This window comes from Micromonospora sp. ATCC 39149, assembly GCF_000158815.1.
GTDB lineage: Bacteria > Actinomycetota > Actinomycetes > Mycobacteriales > Micromonosporaceae > Micromonospora.
In genome coordinates this window covers 2,383,189-2,402,423 of record NZ_GG657738.1, presented here as the reverse complement: position 1 = coordinate 2,402,423, position 19,235 = coordinate 2,383,189, and the positions used below count along the sequence as shown (strand labels likewise).

At 74.0% G+C, this 19,235-nt stretch carries 20 protein-coding genes; 10 read left to right on the top strand and 10 right to left on the bottom strand.

The genetic code is table 11. The annotated features are described in order from the left end of the window. Positions 1–911 (top strand): helicase-related protein (locus tag MCAG_RS10020; RefSeq protein WP_369751311.1); only part of this gene is annotated, 911 nt, incomplete at its 5' end. 190 nt (positions 912–1,101) lie between these two features. After that, positions 1,102–1,323: a hypothetical protein gene (locus tag MCAG_RS10015; RefSeq protein ID WP_007072848.1), complete on the top strand. Its 222-nt coding sequence runs from the start codon at positions 1,102–1,104 to the stop codon at positions 1,321–1,323. A gap of 124 nt (positions 1,324–1,447) precedes the next feature. Here the strand turns inward: MCAG_RS10015 and MCAG_RS10010 are convergent, their stop codons facing one another. From MCAG_RS10010 to MCAG_RS09995, 4 genes are read right to left on the bottom strand one after another with little or no spacing between them, the layout of a single operon-like run. Continuing rightward, a complete protein-coding gene (locus MCAG_RS10010) occupies positions 1,448–1,948 on the bottom strand; it encodes an Rrf2 family transcriptional regulator (RefSeq protein WP_007072847.1) in 501 nt (166 codons plus the stop codon). A 1-nt stretch (position 1,949) separates the two neighbouring features. After that, a complete protein-coding gene (locus MCAG_RS10005; protein ID WP_007072846.1) occupies positions 1,950–2,834 on the bottom strand; it encodes an ABC transporter permease in 885 nt (294 codons plus the stop codon). After that, complete coding sequence (locus tag MCAG_RS10000) at positions 2,824–3,603, bottom strand: ABC transporter ATP-binding protein (protein ID WP_007072845.1); 780 nt, start codon at positions 3,601–3,603, stop codon at positions 2,824–2,826. Before MCAG_RS10000 ends, MCAG_RS10005 begins: the two co-directional genes overlap by 11 nt. After that, on the bottom strand, positions 3,600–4,664 hold the full coding sequence (locus tag MCAG_RS09995) for an ABC transporter substrate-binding protein (RefSeq protein WP_036373013.1): 1,065 nt from the start codon (positions 4,662–4,664) through the stop codon (positions 3,600–3,602). Before MCAG_RS09995 ends, MCAG_RS10000 begins: the two co-directional genes overlap by 4 nt. A 215-nt stretch (positions 4,665–4,879) precedes the next feature. Here MCAG_RS09995 and MCAG_RS09990 point away from each other — a divergent pair, with 215 nt between their 5' ends. Genes MCAG_RS09990 through nudC form a run of 4 tightly spaced genes read left to right on the top strand, consistent with a single transcriptional unit; the run spans position 4,880 to position 9,603 of the window. Next, positions 4,880–5,959 carry an LLM class flavin-dependent oxidoreductase gene (locus MCAG_RS09990; protein ID WP_007072843.1) on the top strand — a complete coding sequence of 360 codons (1,080 nt, stop codon included), beginning with the start codon at positions 4,880–4,882 and terminating at the stop codon, positions 5,957–5,959. A 22-nt stretch (positions 5,960–5,981) separates the two neighbouring features. Next, the gene (locus MCAG_RS09985) at positions 5,982–7,292 is read left to right on the top strand and encodes a pitrilysin family protein (protein WP_007072842.1); all 1,311 of its coding nucleotides are present in this window, start codon (positions 5,982–5,984) and stop codon (positions 7,290–7,292) included. Positions 7,293–7,348: 56 nt separating this feature from the next. Then, positions 7,349–8,632, top strand: coding sequence for a pitrilysin family protein (locus tag MCAG_RS09980; protein WP_050778168.1), 1,284 nt, complete (start codon positions 7,349–7,351; stop codon positions 8,630–8,632). Positions 8,633–8,646: 14 nt separating this feature from the next. Then, entirely contained in the window at positions 8,647–9,603 is a 957-nt protein-coding gene (gene nudC / locus MCAG_RS09975) for an NAD(+) diphosphatase (RefSeq protein ID WP_007072840.1), read from the top strand. Between the two features lie 107 nt (positions 9,604–9,710). On the opposite strand, the gene MCAG_RS09970 is transcribed toward nudC, so the two are convergent. The 3 genes from MCAG_RS09970 to MCAG_RS09960 form a co-directional block, all read right to left on the bottom strand. Further along, positions 9,711–9,956 (bottom strand): hypothetical protein, encoded by a 246-nt coding sequence (locus MCAG_RS09970; RefSeq protein ID WP_036373011.1) that lies wholly within the window; start codon positions 9,954–9,956, stop codon positions 9,711–9,713. Positions 9,957–10,166: 210 nt separating this feature from the next. After that, on the bottom strand, positions 10,167–10,406 hold the full coding sequence (locus MCAG_RS09965; protein WP_007072838.1) for a DUF397 domain-containing protein: 240 nt from the start codon (positions 10,404–10,406) through the stop codon (positions 10,167–10,169). A 71-nt stretch (positions 10,407–10,477) separates the two neighbouring features. Further along, positions 10,478–11,455 carry a helix-turn-helix transcriptional regulator gene (locus MCAG_RS09960; protein WP_007072837.1) on the bottom strand — a complete coding sequence of 326 codons (978 nt, stop codon included), beginning with the start codon at positions 11,453–11,455 and terminating at the stop codon, positions 10,478–10,480. Positions 11,456–11,611: 156 nt separating this feature from the next. Here MCAG_RS09960 and MCAG_RS09955 point away from each other — a divergent pair, with 156 nt between their 5' ends. Next, complete coding sequence (locus tag MCAG_RS09955) at positions 11,612–12,877, top strand: MFS transporter (protein WP_007072836.1); 1,266 nt, start codon at positions 11,612–11,614, stop codon at positions 12,875–12,877. A 61-nt stretch (positions 12,878–12,938) separates the two neighbouring features. Here MCAG_RS09955 and MCAG_RS09950 read toward each other — a convergent pair whose 3' ends face one another. Then, positions 12,939–13,181 carry a mycoredoxin gene (locus MCAG_RS09950; protein ID WP_007072835.1) on the bottom strand — a complete coding sequence of 81 codons (243 nt, stop codon included), beginning with the start codon at positions 13,179–13,181 and terminating at the stop codon, positions 12,939–12,941. Between the two features lie 88 nt (positions 13,182–13,269). Between MCAG_RS09950 and MCAG_RS09945 the strand changes: the two genes are divergently transcribed. The 3 genes from MCAG_RS09945 to MCAG_RS09935 all read left to right on the top strand — a co-directional run bounded on the left by MCAG_RS09945 (position 13,270) and on the right by MCAG_RS09935 (position 16,306). Beyond that, on the top strand, positions 13,270–15,429 hold the full coding sequence (locus MCAG_RS09945; protein WP_007072834.1) for an ATP-dependent DNA helicase UvrD2: 2,160 nt from the start codon (positions 13,270–13,272) through the stop codon (positions 15,427–15,429). Between the two features lie 124 nt (positions 15,430–15,553). Continuing rightward, entirely contained in the window at positions 15,554–15,808 is a 255-nt protein-coding gene (locus tag MCAG_RS09940; protein WP_007072833.1) for a hypothetical protein, read from the top strand. A gap of 132 nt (positions 15,809–15,940) precedes the next feature. After that, positions 15,941–16,306 (top strand): WhiB family transcriptional regulator, encoded by a 366-nt coding sequence (locus tag MCAG_RS09935; protein WP_007072832.1) that lies wholly within the window; start codon positions 15,941–15,943, stop codon positions 16,304–16,306. Between the two features lie 303 nt (positions 16,307–16,609). Here the strand turns inward: MCAG_RS09935 and MCAG_RS09930 are convergent, their stop codons facing one another. Together MCAG_RS09930 and MCAG_RS09925 are read right to left on the bottom strand one after the other, a co-directional pair. Beyond that, the gene (locus MCAG_RS09930; RefSeq protein WP_036376776.1) at positions 16,610–17,941 is read right to left on the bottom strand and encodes an AarF/ABC1/UbiB kinase family protein; all 1,332 of its coding nucleotides are present in this window, start codon (positions 17,939–17,941) and stop codon (positions 16,610–16,612) included. A gap of 197 nt (positions 17,942–18,138) precedes the next feature. Then, positions 18,139–19,191 carry a hypothetical protein gene (locus MCAG_RS09925; protein ID WP_007072830.1) on the bottom strand — a complete coding sequence of 351 codons (1,053 nt, stop codon included), beginning with the start codon at positions 19,189–19,191 and terminating at the stop codon, positions 18,139–18,141. Between the last annotated feature and the right edge of the window lie 44 nt (positions 19,192–19,235).

The following is a 19,235-nucleotide window of genomic DNA, read 5'->3' as shown; positions in this document are numbered from 1 at the left end:
CATGGGCTTCTTGCCGCAGGTCACCAAGCTGCTGGAGCAGGTGTGCCGGCGACGGCCAGCGGATGCTCTTCTCGGCGACCCTGGACGGCGGCGTGGACAAGCTGGTCCGCCGGTTCCTCACGAACCCGGTCTCGCACTCCGTCGACCCCGGCACCGCCACGGTCACCGCGATGACCCACCACGTGCTGCACGTGGAGGTGGAGGACAAGCCGGCCACCCTGACCCGGATCGCGGCCCGGGACGGCCGCACCATCCTGTTCATGGGCACCAAGCACCGCGCCGACCGGTTGGCCCGCCAACTGCTGGCCAAGGGCGTACGGGCCGCCGCCCTGCACGGCGGCAAGTCCCAGCCGCAGCGCACCCGGATCCTGGAGCAGTTCCGCACCGGTCAGGTGACCGCGCTGGTCGCCACCGACGTGGCCGCCCGGGGCATCCACGTCGACGGCCTCGACATGGTGGTCAACGTCGACCCGCCGACCGAGGCCAAGGACTACCTGCACCGGGGCGGGCGTACCGCACGCGCCGGGGAGTCCGGGACGGTGGTCACCCTGGTCCTGCCCGAGCAGCGCCGGGAGGTGTCCCGGCTGATGGCCACCGCCGGCATCCGGCCGCAGGCCACCCAGGTCCGCCCCGGCGACGAGGCGCTGGCCCGGGTCACGGGCGCCCGGGAGCCGTCCGGCGTGCCGGTGACCGTCGTCGCCCCGCCGCCCCAGCGGCCCGCTCCGGCCGGCCGGGGCTCCCGCTCCGGCCGCGCCTCCCACGGCACCGCCGCGCCCAGCGGCACGCCCCACTCCGCCGGTGTGCCGGTAGGCACCCCGACTGCCCGGGACGCGGCGGGTGCCGAGGGACGTCGTCCCGGGCACCGCGCGTCGGGCCGGTCGCGTCGCCCGCGCCGCCCGCGTTCCGCCTGACCGCTCCAGCCTCACCAGATTCCGCTGGCCCGGCGGGCCGCCAGCGTGCGACCCGGTCCAATTTGCTGAGTCAGGAATCAGGCGCGCGCGAGTCCGATCGGCGACTGTCGTCCACGTGCGCCGTGGGTGATGCTAGCCGCGGGGGAACACGGGCCGGTGGGGACCGGCCTTGGCTGGGGGGAGGACGACCATGACAGCCGACGCCGAGTCGGGGGCGGTGCGGGAACTGCTGGTGGTGCTGGCGGTCGCGGGGGCGGGGCTGGTGCTCGCCACAGCGGCGGCCTTCTCGCCGTGGCACCCCACCCGGAACACCCGGCCGCCGGCCGGGTTGGTGGGGCTGCACAACCCGAACGGGGCGGACGCGCAGCTCACCGGTGCCGTCATCGGAGTGACCGACCGGTCCGCCGGCTGAACCCGCACCGTTCAGCCGGCGGCCGGCCTGTCCCGCGCCGGCCTGCACCGGCCTGTCCCACGCCGGCCGCGGCAGGCCGGCGCGGGACAGGTGACGGTCGGTCAGGCTCCGCCGATCCGGTCGGCTACGGCCGGGCCGTCGCCCTGGCCCCGTCCCGGGCGGCCGGCTCCCGGCTCTTCGCGGCGAGCAGGTCGGCCAGACTCGTCCGGTCCACCACCGTGGCGATCGCCCCGTCCACGGCCAGCCACACGTCGCGCAGGCCGGTGGCCACCCCGTGGTAGCCGGCGATCTCGGCCGGCAGGCCGCGCACCGAGGTGAGCGACCCGCCGACCGCACGGAGCACGTCCCCGACGCTGATCTCGTCGGCCGGCCGGGTCAGGGCGTAGCCGCCCTCGGCGCCCCGGTGGCTGAGGAGCAACCCGGCCCGGCGCAGGTCGAGCAGGATGCCCTGGAGGAAACTCAGCGGGATGGCCTGGCTCTCGGCCAGGGCCGCCGCCTTGACCAGCTCGCCGCCGGGTGCGGGGGCGTGGCCCAGGTCGCCGGTCGTTCCGCCACCGTCGGCCGCAGCGACGGCGACGGCGAGCATGGCCCGGAGCGCGTAGTCGCTGCGCGCGGAGACGTACACGTCACTGCCCGGTCTGGTCCAGCACGCCCCAGCGGCGGCGGATCGCCTGGTCCGCCGCCCCGAACGCGGCGTCGACCCCGAGCCCCACGACCAGGATGACGATCATCGTGGAGAGCAGCCAGGGCGCGTCGGCCAGCTCCCGGGCGTACGTCAGCTGGGCGCCGAGCGAGGTCTGCGAGATGCCCACCACGATCAGCTCGCCGGCCATCAGGCTGCGCCAGGAGAACGCCCAGCCCTGCTTCAGCCCGGCGACGATGGCGGGCAGGGCGGCCGGGGCGATGACGTACCGGTAGAGGTTGAGTCCCCGGGCGCCGAGGTTGCGTCCGGCCCGTTGCAGCAGCGGTGGCACGTAGTCCACGCCGCTGATCACCCCGTTGGCGATGGACGGGGCCGCGCCGAGCACCACGACGAAGAAGATGGCCTCCTCGCTCAGCTCGAACAGCAGGATCGCCAGCGGGAACCAGGCGATCGACGGCATGGTCTGCAACGCGGTGATCATCGAACCGATGGCCGCCCGCAGCACCCGGAACCGGGCCACGGCGAGACCCAGCAGCAGACCGACGCCGACGGAGAAGACGTAGCCGACGGCGGCCCGGCGCAGGGTGGTGGCCAGCCCGTCCCAGAGCTGCGCCCCGCCGGCCTGCCGGACCAGCTCCTGCCAGACGGTGCCGGGGCCGGGCAGCGAGTACGACGGCCAGACCTCCGCCCACACCACGACCTGCCAGGCCCCGACGGCGATGGCGAGCGCGGCCAGCTTCGGCCAGGTGGAGGCCCAGATGGTGACGGCCCGGGTCGTCGTCTTCTGCCGGCCGGCGATCTCCAGCGCGTCGAGCCCGGAGATTTCCGCGTCGGCGCGCGCCGCGTCGGCGAGCGTGTCACTGGCCATGGCGGCCCACCTCCGTACGAAGCCGGCCGGTGACCTCGGCGGCGATGGATCCGATCTCCGGGGAGTCGATGCGTCGGGGCCGGGGCACGTCGACCGGGGTGGAGTAGATGATCCGGCCGGGCCGGCTGGAGAGCAGGATGATCCGATCGGCGAGCCGCGCCGCCTCCCGGACGTTGTGGGTCACGAAGAGCACGGTGAGCTTGCGTTCGGTCCAGATCCGTTCCAGCTCGTCGTGCAGGATGTCCCGGGTCATCGCGTCGAGCGCGCCGAACGGCTCGTCCATCAGCAGGACCGGGGTGTCCAGGGCCAGGGTGCGGGCGAGCGCGACCCGCTGCCGCATGCCGCCGGAGAGCTGGTGTGGACGCTTGCGGCCGAACTCGGCCAGGTGCACCGTGCGCAGCAGCTCGGCGACCCGCTCGCGGCGCTGCGCCCGGGGCAGGCGGCGCAGCTTCAGCGGCACGTCGACGTTGCCCTCGACGGTGAGCCACGGGAAGAGGGCGGACTCCTGGAACATCAGGCCCGGGTTGACCCCGTCGCCCAGCTCGATCCGCCCGCCGCTGACCCGGTCCAGGCCGGCGACCAGGTTGAGCAGGGTGCTCTTGCCGCAGCCGGAGGCGCCCACGAGGCAGACGAACTCGCCGGGAGCGACGTCGAGGGAAACCCCGTCCAGGGCGAGGACGGCGTGCTCGCCCTGCCCGTACACCTTGGTGACGCCGTGCAGCGCGACCGAGCCGGTTGCGCTGCGGGGCGTCGTCTTGGTCGACGTCATGGCTGGGCGACCTCGGGCTTGCCCTGGGCCTTGAGCACCTCGTTGAGGTAGGTCAGGTCGTAGAGCCCGTCGAGGCTGACCGGCTGGGTCAGGCCCACGGCGACCGCGTGGTCCAGGCCGGTCTTCAGCGACGAGGCGATGGGGTCGTTGGTGAACTCCAGCGTCGGCCATGCCTGCTTGATCAGCTTCACGTCCAGCGGCTTCCCGGTGATCTTGCCGATGTGGTCGGAGATGGCCTGCTGCGACTCGTCCGGCTTGGTGTTGACGAACTCGTTCGCCGCGGCCTGCCCCTCGACCAGCTTCCGCACCACGTCCGGGTGGGCCTTGAGGAACTTGGTGGAGACGATCAGGTTGGTGATGACGAACTTCCTGTCCGGCCACAGGTCGCGCTCGTCGACCAGCACCTTGCCGCCGGCGTTGATCAGCCGGGAGACGAACGGCTCGGGCACCCACGCCCCGTCGATCGCCCCGCTGGAGAAGGTGTCCACTGTCTGGGCGTTCTCCTGGGGGACCACCTTGACGTCGCCGCCGCCCTCCTTGGTGGCGGTCAGGCCCTTCTCCTTGAGCCAGTAGCGCAGCGCCACGTCCTGGGTGTTGCCGAGCTGCGGGGTGGCGATCTTCTTGCCCTTGAGCTGCTCGACCGAGGTGATCTCCGGCTTGACCACCAGGGCCACGCCGCCGGACGCGGCGCCGGAGACGACCCGGATGGCCTCGCCCCTGGACTTGGAGAACGCGTTCACCGTCGGGTTGGGGCCGATGTACGTCGCGTCGAGCGCGCCGGAGAAGATGGCCTCGATGGCGGCCGGACCGGCGTTGAAGGTCTTCGTCTCCAGCGTGACGTCGCTGCCGAGCTTCTCGGCGAAGATGCCCTTCTCCACTCCGACGACCGCGGGTGCGTGGGTGATGTTGGGGAAGTAGCCCAGTCGGAGCGTGACCGGGCCGGAGCCGCCTGCGGCCGCGCCGTCGTCCGCGCCGCAGGCGGCGGTGGCACCCAGGGTCGCCGCGCCCAACACGGCGAGGGTGGCAAGGGCGACCATCCGACGGAAGGGTAGCCGTCTCATCGTCTGTCCAATCCGCAGTATTCCTACTTAGTAGGTAGGAAGAGTGGGGCAGGCTTCGGGCGACGTCAAGAACCGTCCACATCGCGGGATTCGCGCCCGGGATTATTCCGGGTTTTCCTACCTTCTTGCTAGGTTTGACGGCGCTTGCGGCGCGAACTCCGCAGCCGCTGCGGCGCGAGAGTCCGACCCGCGCGCCGGGCGGAGAGGCGGTCGACGTGACCTTCCACTGGTTCCTCCCCACGTCCGGCGACGGGCACCAGGTAGGCGCCGCCACCGTCACGGCCGGCGCGGCCCGGCACGAGCGGGCCGCCACCGTCGGCTACCTGGCCGAGGTCGCCCGGGCCGCCGAGGCGGCCGGCTTCGCCGCGCTGCTCACCCCGGTCGGCTCCGGCTGCCCCGACCCGTGGATCGTCTGCGCCGCCGTCGCCCAGCACACCGACCGGATCGGCATGCTTGTCGCCGTGCGGACCGGGTTCGCGCTGCCCACGCTCGTCGCCGCACAGGCCGAGGCGTTCCAGGCCGTCTCCGGCGGGCGGCTCGCGCTCAACGTCGTCACCGGCGGCGACCCCGCCGAACAACGGGCGTACGGCGACTTCCTCGACCACGACGACCGGTACGCGCGCACCGGCGAGTTCATCGACGTGCTCCGCCGGGCCTGGCGCGGCGTGCCGTTCGACTTCACCGGCGTGCACTACCGGGTCGCCAGCGGCGGACTGGCCGCCCCGCTGGCCGCCCCGCCGCCGGTCTACCTCGGCGGGGCGTCCCCGGCCGCCGAGGCGGTGGCGGCGCGGCACGCCGACGCGTACCTCATGTGGGGTGAACCGCCGGCCGCCATCGCGGCCCGGGTGGCCCGGGTGCGGGCCCTGGCCGCCGAGCGGGGCCGCGCCCTGCGCACCGGCCTGCGGCTGCACGTCATCGCCCGGGCGACCGCCGGCGAGGCGTGGGCGGAGGCGGACCGGCTGCTGACCGGGATGAGCCCCGAGCGGATCGCCGCCGCGCAGGCCCGGTTCCGCCGGATGGACTCCGTGGGCCAGGCCCGGATGGCCGCCCTGCACGGCGGGTCCGCCGACGCGCTCACCGTCGCCCCGAACCTGTGGGCCGGGATCGGCCTGGTCCGCGAGGGGGCCGGCACCGCGCTTGTCGGCAGCTACGCCGAGGTCGCGGCCAGAATCGACGAGTACGCCTCGCACGGCGTCGACGAGTTCGTCCTCTCCGGCTGGCCGCACCGGGAGGAGGCCGAGCGGGTCGGCGCGCAGGTGCTGCCCCGGGTCGCCGCCGTCGCGCCCGTAGGCTGACCCGACGCGCTAGGGTCGACCCGTGGCGGCGCGGAGATCCAGAATTCCAGCGACGAAGTACCCGGTCGAGCGGTTCACCCTCGACAACGGCCTGCGGGTGGTGCTCACCCCCGACCGCAGCGCCCCGGTGATCGGGGTGGCGGTGGTCTACGACGTCGGCATCCGCTCCGAGCCCGAGGGGCGTACGGGCTTCGCCCACCTCTTCGAGCACCTGATGTTCCAGGGCTCGGAGAACCTGGAGAAGCTGGCCCACTTCCGGCACGTGCAGGGCGCCGGCGGCACCTTCAACGGGTCCACCCACCACGACTACACGGACTACTACGAGACGCTGCCGAGCAACGCCCTGGAGCGGGCGTTGTTCCTGGAGGCCGACCGGATGCGCGGCCCCCGGCTGACCGAGGAGAACCTGCGCAACCAGGTCGACGTGGTCAAGGAGGAGATCCGGGTCAACGTGCTGAACCGCCCGTACGGCGGGTTCCCCTGGCTGACCCTGCCGCCGGTCATGTTCGACACCTTTCCCAACGCGCACGACGGCTACGGCTCCTTCGACGACCTGGAGTCGGCCACCGTGGACGACGCGGCCGACTTCTTCCGCCGGTACTACGCCAGCGGCAGCGCCGTCCTCGCGGTCAGCGGGGACGTCGACGTGGCCGAGGCGACCGCGCTGGTCGAGCGGCACTTCGGCGACGTGCCGGCCCGGCCCGCCCCCGACCGCCCCGACTTCGCCGAGCCCGACCTGACGGCCGAGCGGCGCTCGTCGTACACCGACGCGCTGGCCCCGCTGCCGGCGGTGGCCTCGGCCTGGCGGGTGCCCGACCCGATCACCGACTTCGCCGGCTACCTGCCGTACGTGGTGCTCGCCGAGGTGCTCACCGACGGCGACGCGTCCCGGCTGGTCGAGCGGCTGGTCCAGCGGGACCGCGCGGTCACCAGCCTCGGCGGGTACGTCGGGTTCATGGGCGACGCGTTCGACGTGCGCGACCCCACGGCCCTGTTGCTCCAGGCGCACCTGCCGCCCGGCGGGGACGTCGACAAGGTGCTGCGTACCGTCGACGAGGAGCTGGACCGGCTGGCCACCGACGGCCCGACCGACGGCGAGCTGGCCCGCACCCAGGCCCGGATGGCCACCCACCTGCTGCGCGACACGGACGCGGTGCTCGGTCGGGCGCTGCGGATGGCGGTGCTGGAGCAGCAGCGCGGCGAGCCGGGCCTGCTCAACGACCTGCCCCGGCTGGTCGGCGAGGTCACCGACGAACAGGTCCGGGCCGCCGCCGCCACCCTGCGGCCGGAGCGCCGGGCGTCCATCGAGGTCATCCCGGGAGGCACCAGGTGACGATCACCGCCGGGGCCGGGGCGCGGTTGCTGCCGCCGCTCGGGCCGAACCGCAGGATGAAGCTGCCGAAGCAGGCCGAGCGGAGGCTCGGCAACGGGCTGACCGTCATCGCCGTGCGCCGCCCGGCCGTCCCCCTGGTGGAGCTGCGGCTGTGGATGCCGACCGGCCGGACCCACCTGGCCCGGGGGGCGATGCTCGCGCAGACCATGCTCTCCGGCACGAAATCGATGACCAGCGTGCAGATCGCCGCGGAGCTCCAGGCGGTCGGTGGCGGGCTCTCCGCCGGTATCGACCCGGACCGGCTCATGCTCTCCGGTGCCGGGCTGGTCACCGGGCTGGACCGGATGCTGGAGATCCTGGCCGACGTGCTGACCGGCGCGACGTACCCGGCTCAGGAGGTCGGCACCGAGCGGGACCGGCTGGTCGACCGCATCCAGGTGGCGCAGAGCCAGCCGGCCCACCTGGCCCGCACCGCCCTGCTGCGGCGGGTCTACGGCAGGCACCCGTACGCGGTGCAGACCCCCGAGCCCGAGCAGGTGCACGCGGTGCGGCCGGCGGCGCTACGCCGGCTGCACGCCGAGCGGGTGCACCCGGCCGACGCGGTGCTGGTGCTGGTCGGCGACGTGCAGCCGGAGCGGGCCCTGGACGCTGCCGAGAAGGCCCTAGCGGGCTGGGACGGTGCGGGCCAGACCGCCGAGCTGCCGCCCGCCCCGCCGCTGGAGCCCGGCCCGCTGCTGCTGGTCGACCGGCCCGGTTCGGTGCAGTCGTCGTTGCGGATCGCCCTGCCGGCGGTGCCCCGCACCCACCCCGACCACGCCGCGCTGCAACTGGCCAACCTGGTCTTCGGCGGCTACTTCTCCTCCCGCTGGGTGGAGAACATCCGGGAGGACAAGGGCTACACGTACGGGCCGTACTCGCTGGTCGAGCACTCGGTGGCCGGGTCGGTGCTGGTCGCCGCCGCCGAGGTCGCCACCGAGGTGACGGGCCCGGCGCTGCTGGAGACGATGTACGAGCTGGGTCGGCTGGCCACGCTTCCGGCGAAGCCGGACGAGCTGGAGCAGGCCCGCCAGTACGCCCTCGGCACCCTCCAGCTCGGCGTGTCCACCCAGGCCGGGCTGGCGTCGCTGACCAGCGCGTACGCCGGCAGTGGGCTGCGTCTGGACTTCCTCGCCGAGCACGCCGCCCGGCTGGCGAAGGCCACCGTCGACGAGGTGGCCGAGGTGGCTCAGCGCTACCTCGCCCCAGCGCGGGCGGTCACGGTGGTGCTCGGCGACGCCGAGCGGATCGCCCCCGCCCTGTCCGCCCTCGCCCCCGTCCAGACCGAGCAGGTCGGGGCGTGACCGCCGGGGGTGGGCTGGTCCGGGGCGGCGGGGAGGCCGTCCCGCCGCTGGCCCGATCCACCCTCGACCGGGCCGCGCACCGCCGCGCCGACCCGCAGTGGCTGGCCGAGGCGTGGGAGCGGGCCCGGGTCCTGGTGCTCGACTCCGCCGACGACGGCCGGGCCCTGGTCCGTGCCGACGCGTCCCCGCCGGAGCTGGTGCTGGTCGGCCCCGGTGAGCTGCCCGGGGTGCCCCGCTCGGTCCCGATGTTCCTCGGTGTCGAGCCCGACGGCGTGCCCGTGTTCGCGGTGGACAGCCCGCTGCCCGAGCTGCCCGGCACCCGCGCGGCGCACCTGCGGGAGGTCGGGCACCTGCTGGTGGACCGGGACGCCGGCATCTTCACCGCCGCGCTGGCGCTTACCAACTGGCACGCCGGGCACGGCTACTCCCCGGCCACCGGCCACCCGACCCGCGTGGACGAGGCCGGTTGGTCCCGGATCGACCCGGACGGCGGCCGGGTCTGGCCGCGTACCGACCCGGCGATGATCGTGCTGGTGCACGACGGGGCGGCGGGGCAGGACGGCGGTTGTCTGCTCGGCAGCAACGCGGCCTGGCCGCGCAGCAGGGGCCGTCGCCGTTACTCCTGCCTCGCCGGGTTCGTCGAGCCCGGCGAGTCGGCCGAGGCCGCCGTGGTGCGCGAGGTCCGCGAGGAGGTCGGCGTGGCGGTCGAGGAGATCGCGTACGCGGGCAGCCAGTCCTGGCCGTTCCCCGGCTCTCTGATGCTCGGCTTCCTCGCGGTGGCCGACCCGGGGTCGCCGGTGCACGTGGACCCGGCCGAGATCGCGCACGCCCGCTGGTTCACCCGCCGCGAGATCGGCGCGACGCTGGCCGGGCGGCCGGTGTCCGTGGGCGATGGCGAGCACCTGCTCCTGCCCCCGCCGTCGTCGATCGCGCTCTTTCTGATCCACCGTTGGCTCGACGGCCACTGCTGACCCGGCGGACTGCTGACCGGCGGAGGTCCGACGGTCAGGCCTGCGGGTCAGCCAACCGTCACGCCCTGCCGCAGTCATCGCGGAGCGTGAGCGACGCGGTGCCGGGCTCAGGAGGGGGCGGGGTCGTCGAGCGGCAGGACCTTGACCCGCTGCTTGCCGCGGCGGACCGCGCCCACCGTGGACAGGGCCCGGGCCAGCAGCAGGGCGGCGTCCCGGTCCTCGGCGTGCACCACCTGGCGGCGCGGTTCGGGGGAGACGGTCTCGTCGCGCACCCGGCCACCCGTGGCCCAGGCGATCGCGATGTCGACGTCAGCGGCGGCGCGGATGTCGGTGCGAACGATCAGGAACCGCATGGTGGTCTCCGGATACGGCGGTGACGGGCGGCAATCGGTGGAAGTTCCACGTCACTCTGTCGACAGATGTTACGCCCGGCCAGCGTCCCAGCAAATGGAACGGGACGATCGGTTCGGCGTATCCCCCGATCGGATGACGCCCGTCGCGGTCGGCCGGACGCGGGTCGGGGGCGCCGGCTTCCGTCGACGGCCCCGACCCGGGCGGGGCGATCAGCTCAGGTCGAACTGCCCGCTCTTCGTGCCGGCTATGAAGCCCGCCCACCCGGCGCCGTCGAAGAGCAGCACCGGGCCGCCACGGTCCTTACTGTCCCGCAGCGCCACGGCCGCCGGGCCGCCGCGCAGCGGGGCCACCTCCACGCAGTTGGAGGTCTGGCTGCGGGTGCTGGTCCGCCACGGGGCGCCGGCCAACTGTCGGGCGAGGGCGGACGGCGTGTTGGGGATCTCGTTCATGGTCTGCTCCTGATTGGACTGCTCCGATGGAACGAGTGGTGCCGGGTGCCCGGGAGCGGCCCTCGACGGGGTCACCGATCCGTCAGGCGTCCGGAGTGCCGGCGGCGTTGGGTCGGCGTCGTTGCCGAACCGTGGGTCGCCGTCGACGGCCCTGCCGCCTCGGTCAGCCGCCCCGCGGCCTCGAAGAGCCAGGAGATGGTGTCCGATGCGGAGAGCGCCGCCGAGCGCAACCACTCGAAAGCCACTTTATAGGCATTTAGAGTGCTTACCTCGGTTGACATGGCGTTGGTGAACCCACCTTCTATCGCCAGCGTCTCCGGGTCGAGCGGGTCGGCGAACCGGTAGATCGAGAACGCCGTCGGTGGGAGGTACCAGTCGCCGATCTTGGTGTCCCGTGGCAGCACGTGCAGGGTGACGTGCGGCAGCATGGCCAGGTTGCAGAGCTGGCTGAGCTGCTCCCGCAGCACCTCCGGCGGGCCGGCCCGCCGCCCCAGCGCCGCCTCCTCCAGCACCGCCGTGTAGCGCGGCGCGTCGGCGCGGCTCAACAGCGACTGCCGGGCCACCCGGGCGGCCACCTCGTTGTCCGGTGTCTCGCCGTGCTCCAAGTCGCCGGCGCCGGACTCGACCTGGTGAGCGGAGACGATCCGCAGCCGGGCGTACCCGGTGGTCTGTAGCAGCCCCGGCACCAGGACCGGGTTGTACTCCAGGATCTCCGCGCAGCCCGCCTCCAGCTCGGCGAAGCTGCGCTGCTGCGGGGTCATCACCGGGTACTTGCGCAGCCAGCCCCGCATGTCGCCGGCCTCGCCGGTGATGCCGAGCAACTCCTCGCGTTGCGCGTCGGTCACCCCGTAGAGGTCGAGCAGGGCGGCGACGTCGTCCGGGTCGGGTCGGCTGCGACCATTCTCCAGGCGGGACAGTTTCGACGCGGATGCCCACCCGATCCGCGCGATGACCTGGTCGCCGGTGAGGCCGGCGGCCTCGCGCAGCTTGCGCAGCTCAAGGCCCAACCTGCGGCGGCGCAGCACTGGGCTCGGTCCGGTAGGAGGCACGGTGTCCTCATCTCCGTCGACCGTCGCGAGACGCGACGGTAACTGTATGAAATTCGCCCCCCACGGTCAGTATGGACGGCGCGACCGACGTCGGAAGCTCCGACAGGCGCGTTTCTTGCAGAAACCCCCACCGCCGCCCCGAGAAGAGGAAACCCGATGCGCACCGTCCTGGGCCGCCCCGACTTCCGACTGCTGTTCGGCGCGCTGCTGGCCAGCATGGCCGCGGAGTCGATCCTGCTGCTCGCCCTCGCGATCTGGGTGAAGGACCTGACCGGCTCCGACGGACTGGCCGGCGCGACGATCTTCGCGATCATCGCGCCGATGGTCCTCGCGCCGCTCATCGGCTGGGCGGTCGACCGGTACCCCCGGCGGCCCTTCTTCGTCGCCGCGAACCTCACCACCGCAGCCCTGCTCACGCCGCTGTTCGCGGTCTCCGAGGCCGGCGACGTCTGGGTCATCTACGTGGTGGCGGGCCTCTACGGGTTGTCGTACCTGACGCTGAGCGCGGCGCTGGCCGGGCTGATCCGACATCTGGTCCCGGTCGAACTGCTCGCCGACGCCAACGGCGTGCTACAGACCGTGCGGCAGGGACTGCGGCTGGTCGGGCCGCTGGCCGGGGCCGCGCTCTACGCCGCCGTCGGCGGCTGGCTGCTCACCGGGCTGGCGATGGTCGGGTTCATCACGGCCGCCGCCGTGGTCGCCCTGCTGCGCACGCCCGAGGCGGCGCCGGGCGTCGGTGGGTCGCGCTGGACGGCGGAGCTGGGGGCCGGGCTGCGGCACCTGGCCAGCGAGCCGGCGCTGCGCCGCGCCCTGCTCGGCTACGGCCTCGGCTCGCTGGTGATGGGCTTCACCGAGTCGCTGATCTTCGCGTACGTCGACCAGGGCCTGCGCCGCGACGCCGCGTTCGTCGGCGTGCTGGTCACCGTGCAGGGCCTCGGCGGGTTGGTCGGCGGCCTGTTCTCCGCTGCCCTGGTGCGCCGCGCCGGTGAGGTCGGCGCGTTGGCCACGGGAGTGACCCTCTTCGGCCCGGCCGCCCTGGCCCTTGCCTACCCGAGCGTGTGGCTCGGATTCGCCGCGCTGCTGCTGGCCGGGCTCTCGCTCCCGCTGATCACAGTGGGGCTGAACACCCTCATCCAACGGCGCACCCCGGCGGGCCTGCTGGGCCGGGTGGTCGCGGCGTCGGAGGCGCTGGTCAGCGGCCCCCAGGCGATCTCGATCGGGGCCGGCGCGCTGCTCGTCGGCGTGTTCGACTACCGGCTGCTGTTCGTGCTGGTCGGCGTGGTCACCACCGCGGCTGGTGCCTTCCTCTGGCGGGGCCGCCAACTCTCCGCGCCGACCGTATCCGCCGTGCCCCACATCCCGCTGCAACGCCGGGCGGCGGAATCCGGGCCCGAGCCGCGCGTGGCCCACCCCACCCGCTGACACGCCGAAGACGGTGGCCGCCCAGAACGGGCGGCCACCGTCGCGTGACGCGCGTGGCCGGTCAGCCCGGCAGGCCGGCGAGGTGCTGCTTGACCTGGGTGATCGACGGGTTGGTGAGTGCGCTGCCGTCCGCGAAGCGCAGGGTCGGCACGGTCTGGTTGCCGCCGTTGACGCTCATCACGAACTCGGCCGCCTTCGGGTCCTGCTCGATGTCGACCACCCGGTAGGCGATGCCCTCCCGGTCGAGCTGCGACTTGAGCCGATGGCAGTAGCCGCACCACGGGGTCGAGTACATCGTCAACATGATCGCGTCCTCCAAGGTCCGTTCTGCCCGTCCCGTCAGGCCAGGCTAGTCGCTGCAACATCCGGGGCAGCTGAGATGATTCCTCGCTGTGGGGGTTCACTCAGGCTCGGAACGGGTGCTCGCCGGGCTGGACCCGGAGCAGCGCGCCGCGGTGACCGCCCCGGCGGGCCCGGTCTGCATCCTGGCCGGCGCCGGCACCGGCAAGACCCGGGCGGTCACCTCCCGGATCGCCCACCGGGTCCTGACCGGCGAGGTGTCCGGCCGGCACGTGCTCGCGGTCACCTTCACCGCCCGCGCCGCCGCCGAGCTGCGGGCCCGGCTCACCGCGCTCGGCGTATCCGGTGTGCAGGCCCGAACATTCCACGCGGCGGCGCTGCGGCAGGTGCGGTACTTCGCGCCTCGCCTGCTCGCCGGGCGGGCGATGCCGGAGCTGCTGGACAGCAAGGCTCGGCTGGTCACGCTCGCCGCCGCCCGGGTCGGCCTGCGCGCCGACCGGGCCGCCGCCCGGGACCTGGCCGGCGAGATCGAGTGGGCCAAGTCGTCCCTGGTGGAGCCGGGGGAGTACGTGGTCGCCGCCGCGAAGGCGCTGCGCGACACGCCGCACGAACCGGCGAAGGTGGCCGAGGTCTTCGTCGCGTACGAGAAGCTCAAGCGGGCCAACGGTGTGATCGACTTCGAGGACATGCTGCGTGCCGCCGTCTGGGGCATCGAGGAGCACCCGGACGTGGCCGAGCAGGTCCGGGGCCAGTACCGGCACTTCGTGGTCGACGAGTACCAGGACGTCAACCCGTTGCAGCAGCGGCTGCTGGAGGCGTGGCTCGGCGGCCGGGACGACCTCACCGTGGTCGGCGACGCCAGCCAGACCATCTACTCGTTCACCGGGGCCACCTCGACGTACCTGGTCGACTTTCCCCGCCGCCACCGGGGTGCGACGGTGCTTCGGCTGGTCCGGGACTACCGCTCCACCCCGCAGGTCGTCGGGCTGGCCAACGCGGTGATCTCCCAGGCCCGGGGAACGGAGGCGCGGCTGCGGCTGGAGCTGCGCGGGCAGCGCCCACCGGGCCCCGAGCCGGACCTGCGGATCTTCACCGACGAGCCGGCCGAGGCCGCCGCCGTGGCGACCCGCTGCCGGGCCCTGGTCGACGCCGGCACCCCGGCCCGGGAGATCGCCGTGCTGTTCCGCACCAACGCGCAGTCCGAGGCGTACGAGAAGGCGCTCACCGAGGCCGAGGTGCCGTACGTGGTGCAGGGCGCCGAGCGGTTCTTCGAGCGGGCCGAGGTGCGCCAGGCGATGGTGGCGCTGCGGGCGGCCACCCGCTCGATTCCCGGCGAGACACCGCTGCGCGACGCCGTGGTGGAGGGGCTGTCGGCCGTCGGCTGGGCCCCCGACGCCGCCCCGGCCGGCGGCGCGGCCCGGGAACGCTGGGAGGCGTTGGCGGCCCTGGTCGGGCTCGCCGACGAGTACGCGGCCACCCCGCCCGTGCTGCCGATCGGCGAGGCCGCCGCTGTGCAGCGCCTCGTGACGCTGGCCGACTTCAACGACGAGCTGGCCCGCCGCGCCGCCCAGCAGCACGTGCCGACCGTCGAGGGGGTGACCCTGGCATCCCTGCACTCCGCGAAGGGCCTGGAGTGGGACGCCGTCTTCCTGGTGGGGCTCTCCGAGGGCACCCTGCCCACCACGTACGCGCGGACCGCCGAGCAGGTCGAGGAGGAGCGAAGGCTGCTCTACGTCGGCATCACCCGGGCCCGGGAGTGGCTCTGGCTGTCGTACGCGGTTGCCCGCTCGCCGGGCGGCCGGGCCCGGCGGCCGTCGCGGTTCTTGCCCCAGCTCGACCGCTCCGGCGGCGGGACGGAGCGGGCCGGCGCGGCGCCCAAGCGGGCCGAGCGCCGCCGCAACCAGGTGATCTCCTGCCGGATCTGCGGCGCGACGCTGCTCGCCGGCCCGGACCGCAAGCTCGGCCGCTGCCCGGCCTGCCCCTCCGACATCGACGAGGACCTCTACGAGCGGTTGCGCGACTGGCGGGCCCGGGTGGCCGCCGCGCAGAAGGTCCCCGCGTACGTGGTCTTCACCGACGCCACCATCACCGCGCTGGCCGAGCGGCGGCCCGGCCGGCGCGAGGAACTGATCGCGATCGCCGGCATCGGCCCTCGCAAGATCGGCCTGTACGGCGAACCGGTGTTGGCCCTTGTGGACGGTGCCGCGGTCGACGACGTCTGCCGTGAGAAAACTTTGAAAATCGATCCGTAAATTCGTTTGCCCTTGCCCTGTGACGAGGAATAGCCTCAGGGCGCACCTCGCGAGCGGCGCCATTCCGGCTGCTCACGGGGGTGGGGTTCAGTCGACTTCGAGGCACGTTAGGGAGGTGGCACCAATGGAGATCTACACCAACGAGCGTCCGCTGGCGCTGCCCGCTGCCGTCGCTCCGCTTTCGGCTGTCCGGGTGGCCCTCGCCGCTCGACCGTCGGCTCCGCAGGTGCACCAGGTCCGGGTTCAGGCCGAGCTGAACCTGACCGTCGCGCCGCTCACCGGAGCCGAGGGGACCAGTGGCTTCACGGGCATGGGCATCGACGTCGCCAAGCAGCGCACGGATGTCCGCGGCGTTCCACCTCGAGGTAGACCGGTCTGATCACCAGACCAACCGGCTCACCTCGAGGCCGCGGAACCCGCTACCGGGATCCGCGGCCTCAGTTTTTTGCCCCGCCGAAGTACGTCGGAAATCCGATCCACGAGATCGAAGTGAGAGAGAGGTGACCGGGAGATGAGTCTGGCGTTGGCCCCCGTCGACCTGAGCGTCGAGATGGAGGCGAACCTGCCCTGCCGGAAGGTCGACCCCGACCTGTGGTTCTCCGACTCGCCCACCGAGCTTGAGCTGGCCAAGTCGCTCTGCGGGGACTGCCCGCTGCGCGTCGAGTGCCTTGCCGGCGCGGTCGAGCGGGCCGAGCCCTGGGGCGTCTGGGGCGGCGAGATCTTCGAGCGTGGCGCGGTCGTTCCGCGCAAGCGGCCCCGGGGCCGCCCGCGCAAGGAGGACGTCGCGCGTGACGCCGCGCTGAAGGTCGAGGCCGAGGCGCGCCTGGCGGCCAGTGGGCTGTCCGCGTCGCGTCACGCCGTCCGGTTGGCTGCCTGACACACCCGATCCGCACCATCCCGCCGGTGCCACACCGGCCCGAGAGAGAGCCGAAACCAATGCTGCTGCACATGCCCCACGGAGCCGTCGAGATGCAACTACTCCACGAAGCGTTGTCCCGGGCCCGAATGCCCCGGCCTCAGGCCGGTCGCACCCCCCGAGCACTGAGGCAACCCGTACCGCCCGTACCGTCGTGACACACCGTAGCCAGTCGGAACCCGACCTGGGCGTCCTTTAACCCGATCCCCCACGGCCGAGGCGGATCGCCGGCCGGCCGATCCGCCCCCACGTCTTCGAACCGGGTCAGCCCACCGGGGCGAAGCCCGGCAGCCAGCGCTCCAGGATCGAGCGGTACGGCGCCTTCGCCTGCAGTTGGCAGAGCACCCCGATCGAGCCGAGCGTGACCCGGTGGATCAGCAGGTACGACGGCGGCAGGTTGAGCTGCCGGCTGAGCTGGTACGCCGGCGAGCGCGGGCTGGCCAGCCGGGTCGCCTCGGCTCGGAGCCAGGCCCGGGTGAACCGGAACTCCTCGTCGGCCACCGGATCCAGCATGGGCCGGATGAAATCGAGCACGGCCTGAGCGTCGATCGGCTCGGTGGGGCTGACGAAGCCCTCCTCGCGCAGCCCAGCGACCACCGCGTCCGCCTCGCCGCGCAGCGCCAGCCCGGCCAGCCGACCGATCGGCTCGGGCGTACCCTCCGGCATCCGGGCCACCGCGCCGAAGTCGATCACGCCGAGCCGACCGTCCGGCAGCAGTCGGAAGTTCCCCGGGTGCGGGTCGGCGTGCAGCAGGCCGGCCCGGGCCGGCGCGGACAAGTGCAGGATCGCCATGAGCCGGCCCGCCTCGTCGCGCTGCTCCTCGCTGCCCTCCCGAATGATCTCGGCGAGCGGGGTGCCCTCGATCCACTCGGTGACCAGCACCCGGGGGGTGGCCGTGAGCACCGCCGGGATGAAGATCTCGGCGTCGCCCGCGTACGCGACGGCGAAGGCGCGCTGGGACTCGGCCTCCAGCTCGTAGTCCAGCTCCTCGGTGATCCGCTCCCGTAGCTCGACCAGCAGCGGCTTGACGTCCAGCCCCGGCTGGATCGCCCGGAGCATGCCGCTCAGCCGGGAGAGCTGCTTGAGGTCGGCGAGCAGCGCGTCCCCGGCCCCCGGATACTGGATCTTGACGGCCACGTCGTGGGGCGCGCCGCCGTCCGGGTCCCGCCACTGGGCCCGGTGCACCTGGCCGATGCTGGCCGCGGCGGCGGGGGTGTCGTCGAAGGAGACGAAGCGCTCCCGCCAGGCCGGGCCGAGCTGCTCGGCGAGCACCTTGTGCACCGTGGCCGCTGGCAGGGGCGGGGCGGCCTCCTGGAGCTTGGTGAGGGCCTGCCGGTAGGGGGCGGCGATCTCTTCGGGCAGGGCCGCCTCGAAAACCGACAGCGCCTGGCCGAACTTCATCGCCCCGCCCTTGAGCTGGCCCAGCACGCTGAACAGCTGCTCGGCGGTGCGTTGCTGGATCTCGGCGGAGATCACGTCGGACGCCAGCCCGGTGACGCGCTTGCCCATGCCGAGGACGGTCCGGCCGGCGAAGCCGAGCGGCAGGGCGGCGAGCTTGGCGGTCCGGGACATGGCCCGGCGCGGGATGTCGGTCACCCGGCCATTGTTACCGACTCGACGGCCCCGCGGCTGCTTCGCTGCCGGGCCGGGGTCGCCCACCCCCGGATCGTGGCCGCCCGGCGGGTCGGGCCGGTTGCCCACTCGGACCGTTTCGTCCCTGGCCGGCGGGGGTCGGTCGGCGGATCTGGCCGGCGCGTCGGCATGGCGGGTGGGGTGGCCGGGGCGGTGGTGGCTCAGCGGGTTGGCCCGGCGCAGCGGCACGACGGGTGCGGCGGCCAGGTCCGCCGGCGTAGCCGACCGGGGCCGGCGATCTCCACGGCGCAGCCGAGAGTCTCCGGGGTGCCGCCGTCGAGGTGGGCCAGCGCCTCCGCGGTGGCGTAACCCGCTGCGGCGAGCAGGAGCGCCGCACCGCAGGTCTGGTCCGGGGCGTCGGTGGCGAGCTGGGCGGCGAGCGCCGGCCAGCCCGGGTCCCGGTCGGTCCGGTGCAGGTCGACGCAGCGCAGGCAGGGCCCGGACGGCGGGCGAACCAGCGGCCCGACCGTGGGCACCCCCTCGCGCAGGGTGAGCAGCAGGTGCGGCTGGCGGCGCTGGGTGAACCCGGCCGCGACCAGCGCCGCCGGCCGGTCGAGGCCGAGCTGGAGCACGAGGGCGGGCCTGCCGCCGCGCAGCGGGCGGGTGGCGGTGCCGGGGGCGACCCGGTCCACCGCGTCGCGCACGGCGGCGGCGAGCGGCCGGCCCAGGTCGGTGGCGGCGAGGCCGGTGCCCACCAGGTCGGCCGGGCACACCGGCCCGGTCAGGTCCGGGTGCACGTGCCCGACCCCGGCCTGGGCGAGCGCGACGGCGACCGCCGCGCCGAGCCGGCCACCGCCGGTGACCAGCACCCGCGCCCCCCGGCGTCGCCGCAGCACCTGGGCGGGCGTGCCGGGCAGCGCGGGCGCGGCCAGGGCCAGGGCCCCGGCCTCCGCGGTGAGTCGCCGCCGCGCCGGGCCGGCGAGGTCGCGGGGGAGCAGCGTGTGCGCGGGTACGACCAGCCCGGCGGCCCGCAGCGCGTCGACGAGCCCGCGCGCCTCGTCCCGTGGCACATCGGCCCCGGCGGCGTGGGCGAGGACGAGGCGTTCGCTGCGGGTGCCGTCGAGCAGGTCCAGCACCCGGACGGCGCGCGGGTTGGCCACCTCGACGAGGACGGCCCGGCCTGGCTCCAGCCCGAGCTGGAGGGTGTGCCGGTCCCGCCACAGGCGGGTCAGGCCGGGCAGCAGGGTGGGCCGGGGCAGCGGGTCACGGGTCATGACGACGAATCGTGACCGAGTAACCTGCTTTCCGTCGATCGTTG